This window comes from Mesorhizobium silamurunense (assembly GCF_014843825.1).
Lineage (GTDB): Bacteria > Pseudomonadota > Alphaproteobacteria > Rhizobiales > Rhizobiaceae > Mesorhizobium > Mesorhizobium silamurunense.
On record NZ_JHQR01000355.1, the window covers coordinates 1 to 7,325 of the forward strand.

Annotated in this window: 7 protein-coding genes, 1 tRNA gene and 1 pseudogene; 3 read left to right on the plus strand and 6 right to left on the minus strand. The window is 64.9% G+C overall.

The features are described 5' to 3' along the window. From DH10_RS32710 to DH10_RS32725, 4 genes and pseudogenes are all read right to left on the minus strand, one after another. Positions 1-351 (minus strand): annotated as a pseudogene (locus DH10_RS32710) (hypothetical protein); the annotation flags it as partial. 109 nt (positions 352-460) lie between these two features. Further along, a complete protein-coding gene (locus DH10_RS32715) occupies positions 461-811 on the minus strand; it encodes a hypothetical protein (protein WP_246506243.1) in 351 nt (116 codons plus the stop codon). Positions 812-946: 135 nt separating this feature from the next. After that, positions 947-1,022: transfer RNA gene (locus tag DH10_RS32720), tRNA-Ala, on the minus strand. Between the two features lie 175 nt (positions 1,023-1,197). Continuing rightward, positions 1,198-1,593, minus strand: a complete 396-nt coding sequence (locus DH10_RS32725; protein WP_192251002.1) for a TIGR02300 family protein — start codon at positions 1,591-1,593, stop codon at positions 1,198-1,200. 190 nt (positions 1,594-1,783) lie between these two features. Here DH10_RS32725 and aroA point away from each other — a divergent pair, with 190 nt between their 5' ends. The 3 genes from aroA (at position 1,784) to rpsA (ending at position 5,961) form a co-directional block, all read left to right on the plus strand. Further along, positions 1,784-3,142: a 3-phosphoshikimate 1-carboxyvinyltransferase gene (gene aroA, locus DH10_RS32730; protein WP_192250998.1), complete on the plus strand. Its 1,359-nt coding sequence runs from the start codon at positions 1,784-1,786 to the stop codon at positions 3,140-3,142. Between the two features lie 266 nt (positions 3,143-3,408). After that, positions 3,409-4,059 (plus strand): (d)CMP kinase, encoded by a 651-nt coding sequence (gene cmk, locus DH10_RS32735; RefSeq protein WP_192250995.1) that lies wholly within the window; start codon positions 3,409-3,411, stop codon positions 4,057-4,059. A 204-nt stretch (positions 4,060-4,263) separates the two neighbouring features. Beyond that, positions 4,264-5,961 (plus strand): 30S ribosomal protein S1, encoded by a 1,698-nt coding sequence (gene rpsA / locus DH10_RS32740; RefSeq protein WP_126090587.1) that lies wholly within the window; start codon positions 4,264-4,266, stop codon positions 5,959-5,961. A gap of 123 nt (positions 5,962-6,084) precedes the next feature. Here rpsA and DH10_RS32745 read toward each other — a convergent pair whose 3' ends face one another. Together DH10_RS32745 and DH10_RS32750 are read right to left on the minus strand one after the other, a co-directional pair. Further along, positions 6,085-6,792, minus strand: a complete 708-nt coding sequence (locus tag DH10_RS32745; RefSeq protein ID WP_192250992.1) for an SDR family NAD(P)-dependent oxidoreductase — start codon at positions 6,790-6,792, stop codon at positions 6,085-6,087. A 186-nt stretch (positions 6,793-6,978) separates the two neighbouring features. After that, a partial coding sequence (locus DH10_RS32750) for a thiamine pyrophosphate-dependent enzyme (RefSeq protein ID WP_246811678.1) occupies positions 6,979-7,325 on the minus strand: 347 nt, incomplete at its 5' end.

A 7,325-nucleotide genomic window follows, 5' to 3' on the forward strand; every position in this document is an offset into this window, starting at 1 on the left:
CGGCGCGGCGGCGGGGCTGAGCAGCAGCTCGACCTTGCCCTTTCCGTCAACCGCCAGCAACCCGAAACCGAGACGCCGGCATAGCGCGCGAAAACGGCGGTCATGCTCTCGGCCCTTGCCGCGCGCCGACATCCGGGCGGCGAGCCAGACCTCGTCGCAGGCGGCCGCGCGATCGACCCCCTGCAGGACGAGCTCGAGATTGAACTGCAGCTTCAGCTCGCAGATGACGACCACGGGCGGCTCGCCTTCGCGCAGCCCGACGATGTCGCAGCCGCCGACTTCGCCCTTGACGGTGAAATCCAGGCTCTCGAGGAATCGCTTCACCGGGGCATAGAGGGATGTTTCCTGCATGGCAGAGGCATAGCCGATTCGGACCGGTCCGGCCCAGCAGACGACGGCACTATGGCAATAGGTCAGGCCGAGGGAGGGTCGTGGTCGATTGCCAAGAGAGTTCCGTGGATTATTGCCTGGCGAACGAGCCCGTATAGGTATGGCCGGCAAGTGTGTAGGTGACCGCCAGCGTTCCGTCGGGGAGCATCGCAAAGGTGATGTCGGCGCCATTCGGAAGGCGGCCGAGCTTCAATGTGTTCCCGGCAATCCTGCCGGCGCCGTCGGCCACTCCCGGCTTGTTGTCGGCCACATCGCCCCAAGCATAGCTGACCGTCACCTGCCCGCCTGGGGAAACCGTCAGCACGGCCAGCTTGCCTTCATACATGCCATCCAGCCGTCCGGCCCATATGCCTGAGAATGCGGCATACCTGGCCGGAACGCCCTTGCCGGGAGGCGTGACCGCCACGGTTTGGTCCAGCACCGCCAAATCCGGAGAAGCCGGAGCCGCGACGGCAGCCGGGGCAAGTTGGGGCGGCGGAGACGGCGGCGCTTCAGGCGCCGATTGGCAAGCAGCGAGCGTGAATGCCGCGAAACCGAGCATCACAGAAAGACTGTTTGGTGGAGCCAATCGGAATCGAACCGACGACCTCTTGAATGCCATTCAAGCGCTCTCCCAACTGAGCTATGGCCCCACTCCCGGCAGTCAGCCGGCGCCGTTTCCGGCGAAGAGATCCGGCGCGGCTGGGAACCGCGCCGTCGTTTAGTGCTGGCGGCTTCTAGCGCCGCCTTCGGTCAAGATCAAGCCTTCAAAAGCCGCTTTTTCGTCACAGGCCGAAATGGCCGGCAAACGATCGCGCCAAGGGCTAATCAGACCTCGTCCTCGTCGTCGCCGACGCCGATCATGTCGGCGACGTCGTCGTCCTCTTCTTCCTCGTCGGCAAGGAAGGTGTCGTCGTCATCGTCCCCGAGATCGACATCGTCTTCATCGTCGCCGAGATCGGGAAGATCGTCGCCGCCGCTCTTGGTCTCTTCGTCCGCGTCTTCCAGCGAGACGATTTCGGCGCCTTCTTCTTCCTCGGCGTCGATTTCCTTATCGGCGACGTCCTCATCGTCCTCGATAGCGGAGATCTTGCCTTCCTCGAAATAGGAACGCGGATAGCTCTTGCCGGTATAGGGCGAGACGATCGGGTCCTTGTTCAGGTCGTAGAATTTCCGACCCGTTTCGGGGTCGACACGTTTTGTGCCAAGTTCGGGTTTTGCCACGGCAAGCCTCGTCAAAAAAAGAATGGTCCCCTTAACCGCAGTTTACGGCGCTGTCAAAGCCAAAAGCCGGCATCGCAAAACCTTGCGTTCGAAGGCCTCCGCCAGGGGATGACCATTGCCGCGCGCCGTGATACGAGACCGCCGCAACATGACGAACCGAGCGAGCCGGCATTACATTTGGAAGACAAGGATGTCTCACTCCGCCGCCCCGAAGCCGGCCACGGCCCGCAAATCAGACGCGTTGAGCGGCACGGCGCGGGTGCCGGGCGACAAGTCGATCTCGCACCGCTCCTTCATGTTCGGCGGCCTTGCCTCAGGCGAGACGCGCATAACCGGCCTGCTCGAAGGCGAGGACGTGATGCGCACGGGTGCCGCGATGAAGGCAATGGGCGCGCATATCGAAAAGAAGGGCACCGAATGGGTGATCCGCGGCACCGGCAACGGCGCTTTGCTGCAGCCCGAAGCCCCGCTCGACTTCGGCAATGCCGGCACCGGCTCGCGGCTGACCATGGGCCTCGTCGGCACCTATGACATGGAGACGACCTTCATCGGCGACGCCTCGCTTTCCGGACGGCCGATGGGCCGGGTGCTGGAGCCGCTGCGCCAGATGGGCGTGCAGGTGCTGAAGGCGGCGCCCGGCGACCGCATGCCGATCACGCTGCGCGGGCCCAAGCACGCCGCGCCCATCACCTATCGCGTGCCGATGGCTTCGGCCCAGGTGAAATCGGCGGTGCTGCTCGCCGGCCTCAACACGCCGGGCATCACCACGGTGGTCGAGCCGGTGATGACGCGCGACCACACCGAAAAGATGCTGAAAGGTTTCGGCGCCAACCTGACCGTCGAGACCGACGAACGCGGCGTGCGCCACATCTTCATCGAAGGCCAGGGCAAGCTTACCGGGCAGACGATTGCCGTCCCGGGAGACCCGTCCTCGGCCGGCTTCCCGCTGGTGGCCGCACTCATCGTGCCGGGCTCCGACATCGTGATCGAAAACGTGCTGATGAACCCGACGCGCACCGGCCTGCTCCTGACCCTGCAGGAAATGGGCGGCCGCATCGACATCCTCAACCCGCGCAACGCCGGCGGCGAGGACGTCGCGGACCTGCGCGTGCGTTCCTCCGATCTCAAGGGTGTCGTAGTGCCGCCGGAGCGCGCGCCGTCGATGATCGACGAATATCCGGTGCTGGCGGTTGCCGCGAGCTTCGCCGAAGGCGAGACGCTGATGCAGGGCCTGGAGGAACTTCGGGTCAAAGAGTCCGACCGGCTGTCGGCGGTCGCCAACGGGCTGAAGCTCAATGGCGTCGATTGCACCGAGGGCGAAGCTTCGCTCGCCGTCCGCGGCAAGCCAGGCGGCAAGGGGTTGGGCGCCCACCCCAACGGCCCCGATACGGCGGTGAAGACGCATCTCGACCACCGCATCGCCATGAGTTTCCTGGTGATGGGGCTGGCGACAGAAAAGCCTGTGACGATCGACGACGCCAATATGATCGCGACGAGCTTTCCGGAGTTCATGGGGCTGATGAAGGGACTGGCCGCGGAGATCGAGTGACGGGCGATGGCAATCGCAAACTTTCGAGATTGGCACCCGACATCCTTCCCGTCGTCATCCTGGGGCGGAGCAAGGAGCGAAGCGACGCGGCGAAGACCCCAGGATCCATGCCGTGACGCCGACGCGGTGCAACGGTGCAGAATTCTGGCTCGCAGCATTCTTCGGCTGATGTCACGGCATGGATCCCAGGGTCTCTGCTTCGCTACGCCCTGGAATGACGGAGGCGCGAGGGTTTGTCGCCAAGCACACGAAGCGATGGCCAACCAATGACCCACACCTTCACCATCGCCATCGATGGCCCCGCCGGCGCCGGCAAGGGAACGCTGGCGCGGCGGCTGGCCGACCATTACCGGCTGAACCTGCTCGACACCGGCCTCACCTACCGCGCCGTCGCCCATAAGCTGCTCGAGCTCGGCCTGCCGCTCGACAACGTCTCGGCCGCCGAAACCGCGGCGCGGCAGGTCGATCTCTCGAACCTCGACCGGACCGTGCTTTCGGCGCATACGGTGGGCGAGGCTGCCTCGAAGGTCGCCGTCATTCCCACTGTACGGCGCATCCTGGTCGAAAAGCAGCGGGAGTTCGCCAAGGCACCGCCCGGCGCCGTGCTCGACGGCCGCGACATCGGCACGGTCGTGTGCCCGGACGCCGACATCAAGCTCTATGTGACGGCGAGCGCCGAGGTGCGGGCCAAGCGCCGTCTGGCCGAAATCGAGAGCATGGGCGGCAGCGCCGATTTCGCCACGATCCTCGCCGACATAGAGCGCCGCGACGAGCGCGACATGGGCAGAACCTCCTCGCCGCTCAAGCCCGCCCCTGACGCGCACTTGCTTGATACCAGCGAAATGGCTATAGAGGCCGCGTTTCTCGCGGCGATGGCGATCGTCGACGACGTGCTCGCCAAGAGAGACAAGGCCTGATCCGGGTTTTTCCTTGGGCTTCCGTTGCCGGAGGCGAAGAAAATACCCATATCGGGCACGAACCAGCCTGCCAGCATTCTTCATGCGCCGGACTTGCCGCTTGAAAGCGGCCGAGGGCTCTTCAGCCCGGAACGCCGGCAGGCTCACGCAACGCTAACCCACGGCGCCCGCTCCGCTCGTATGCGGAGCACTCCAGGAGAAACAATGTCAGCTGCAAATCCCACTCGCGACGATTTCGCGAGCATGCTCGAAGAATCATTCACCGCCGGCCATTCCGGCGAGGGCCAGGTTGTCCGGGGCACGATCACCGCGATCGAAAAGGACATGGCCATCATCGACGTCGGCCTCAAGGTCGAAGGCCGCGTGCCGCTGAAGGAATTCGGCGCCAAGGGCAAGGACTCCTCGCTCAAGGTCGGCGACACCGTCGAGGTCTATGTCGAGCGCATCGAGAACGCGCTTGGCGAGGCCATGCTGTCGCGCGAGAAGGCCCGCCGCGAGGAGAGCTGGGTGCGCCTCGAGGAGAAGTTCACCAAGGGTGAGCGCGTCGAAGGCGTGATCTTCAACCAGGTCAAGGGCGGCTTCACCGTCGATCTCGACGGCGCCGTGGCGTTCCTGCCGCGCAGTCAGGTCGACATCCGTCCGATCCGCGACGTCTCGCCGCTGATGCACAACCCGCAGCCCTTCGAAATCCTCAAGATGGATCGCCGCCGCGGCAACATCGTGGTGTCGCGCCGCACCGTGCTCGAGGAGAGCCGCGCCGAACAGCGTTCGGAGATCGTGCAGAACCTCGAGGAAGGCCAGGTGGTCGAAGGCGTGGTCAAGAACATCACCGACTACGGTGCGTTCGTCGACCTCGGCGGCATCGACGGCCTGCTGCACGTCACCGACATGGCATGGCGCCGCGTCAACCATCCGACCGAGATCCTCAACATCGGCCAGACGGTCAAGGTGCAGATCATCCGCATCAACCAGGAAACCCACCGCATCTCGCTCGGCATGAAGCAGCTCGAGAGCGATCCGTGGTCGGATATCGGCACCAAGTTCCCGATCGGCAAGAAGATCAAGGGCACCGTCACCAACATCACCGACTACGGCGCGTTCGTCGAGCTGGAGCCGGGCATCGAGGGCCTGATCCACGTTTCGGAAATGTCGTGGACGAAGAAGAACGTGCACCCCGGCAAGATCCTGTCGACGACGCAGGAAGTCGACGTGGTGGTGCTCGAGGTCGATCCGGCCAAGCGCCGCATCTCGCTCGGTCTCAAGCAGACGCTTGAGAACCCGTGGGAAGCCTTCGCGCGCAGCCATCCGGTCGGCAGCCAGGTCGAGGGCGAGGTCAAGAACAAGACCGAGTTCGGCCTGTTCATCGGTCTCGAAGGCGACGTGGACGGCATGGTGCACCTCTCCGACCTCGACTGGACCCGTCCGGGCGAGCAGGTGATCGAAGAGTACAATCGCGGCGACATGGTCAAGGCGCAGGTGCTCGACGTCGACATCGAGAAGGAGCGCATCTCGCTCGGCATCAAGCAGCTGGCCCGCGACACCGTCGGCGAGGCGGCGAGCAGTGGCGAGCTGCGCAAGAACGCCGTGGTCACCTGCGAGGTCATCGCGGTGAAGGATGGCGGTCTGGAAGTGCGGCTGGTCGACAGCGGCCTCGAGACCTTCATCAAGCGTTCGGACCTTTCCCGCGACCGCGACGAGCAGCGCCCCGAGCGCTTCACCGTCGGCCAGAAGGTCGACGCCCGCGTCATCGCCTTCGACAAGAAGACCCGCAAGCTGCAGGTCTCGATCAAGGCGCTGGAAATCGCCGAGGAGAAGGAAGCGGTCGCCCAGTATGGCTCGACCGACTCCGGCGCCTCGCTGGGCGACATCCTGGGCGCGGCGCTGAAGAAGCAGGGCAACTAGAGCATTCCAGGAAAACTGCTTAGCGGTTTTCCGTCCGGAATTGCGTAAGCCCTTCGCCAGGACCAAACAAAACCCCGCCGGAGCGATCCGGCGGGGTTTTTGTTTGTCCTTTGATCTGTGAGGTCAGGCCCGCCCGTAGAGCGGCACCAGCGTGCCGCTCATCGCCTGGTTGGCGGGCGAAGCAAGATAGGCGATCGCTTCGGCGGCAGCTTCGAGGCTGACCCATTTGGTGAAATCCGCGTCCGGCATGTCGGCGCGGTTGGCGGGAGTGTCGAGCGTCGAGGGCGCCACGGCGTTGACCAGGATGCCCTTGTGCTTCAGCTCCTCGGCCATCGCCTGCGTCATCGCGGCAACCGCCGCCTTGCTCGCGGCATAGGCGACCATTCCGGCCCCGCGCCTGGGATCGACCCCGGCGCGCGCGGTGACATTGACGATGCGCCCCGCCGTGCCGGAAGCCAGCAGCGAGCGCACCGCGGCGCGGCTGCAGAGGAAGGCGGTGCGGGCGTTAGTGTCCATCATCTCGGCAAAGGATGCCGATTCGATCTTTTCCACCGGCGCCATGGTGAAACCGCCGGCGAGGTGGATCGAAGCCCAAAGCTCCGGAACCTGATGGTAGAAGGCCTCGACCTTGGCGGAATCCGAGAGGTCGACATTGTGCGCCAGGTGGACGCTGGCGTGGGCGGCGTAAGGAAAGTGCGGCGGAGCCGCGGCATGGGCATTGGGCACATGGCAGATCGCTCCCTGCTCCAGCAACCTGCCGACAACCGCGCCGCCGAGCGCCCCAGTGCCGCCCGTCACCACGACATGCCTGCCGTTAAGCGTTTCCGTCATATTTCGACTGCTCCTGTCGTATTCTTATGGTTATGCCGCCCCAGCATCGAACGTCGCGCCTTTCGCGCTGTCACTCAATTGAAATATCGACATGGCAGGCGTCCCGTCTTTGCATGCGTCGAGACGCCGCCGCTTGACGTCACGCGGTGGCGTCTCGGCTGATGGATGGGATGGCCGCCAAGACCTTCAATCGACCGTGATTTCGATAACGCGCGGCTTGCCGGCCGCTCGCGCCCGCTTTAGCGCATCGGCGAGGTCGCCGATGCCGGCCAGCCGCTCGGCCTCTATGCCATAGGCCTCGGCGAGCTTGCAGAAATCCGGCGGCGCCGGCGACACGCCGACCGGCTCGACGCCGACATCGAGCATCGAGGTCTCGATCTCGCGATAACCGCGATTGTTCCAGACGACGAAGATCACCGGCGCCCCTGCATCGAGCGCCGCACCCAGCTCGGGCAAGGTGAACTGGAAGCCGCCATCGCCGGTCAGGCACACCACCGGCGCCTCCGGCACCGCAAGCGCTGCGCCGATCGCGG